This is a genomic window from Staphylococcus microti (assembly GCF_000934465.1).
GTDB classification, from domain to species: domain Bacteria; phylum Bacillota; class Bacilli; order Staphylococcales; family Staphylococcaceae; genus Staphylococcus; species Staphylococcus microti.
Window position 1 is genome coordinate 1 of record NZ_JXWY01000169.1, and the last position, 442, is coordinate 442.

The window sequence follows — 442 nt, forward strand, 5'->3', positions numbered from 1 at the left end:
TAACCATTTGGAGCTAGCCGTCGAAGGTGGGACAAATGATTGGGGTGAAGTCGTAACAAGGTAGCCGTATCGGAAGGTGCGGCTGGATCACCTCCTTTCTAAGGATAATATATGGAATATCACCTTTAGGTGATAAGCGGATTAACGTGACATATTGTATTCAGTTTTGAATGCTCATTATTTGAGGATTCAAAATTAAAATTTGAATTGAAATTGCTTGTTAATGCAAGTGATTGCCAATCAAATTGTCTTGTACATTGAAAACTAGATAAGTAAGTATAAATGATTTTACCAAGCAAAAACCGAGTGAATAGCGAAAGCTTGAAACTAAAAAATTATCGCTAGTCGTCAAATGACGACTCACATAATTAATAACTGGTGGATGTTGGTGTCGTGTAAACGATTGCCAAAATCACAATAGATTAAGTTATTAAGGGCGCAC

1 rRNA gene is annotated in these 442 nt (G+C 36.4%); it reads left to right on the forward strand.

Features of this window, described 5'->3' with window-relative positions:
- Positions 1-98, forward strand: a 16S ribosomal RNA gene (locus tag TP70_RS11150); the annotation flags it as partial.
- Positions 99-442: the final 344 nt, after the last annotated feature.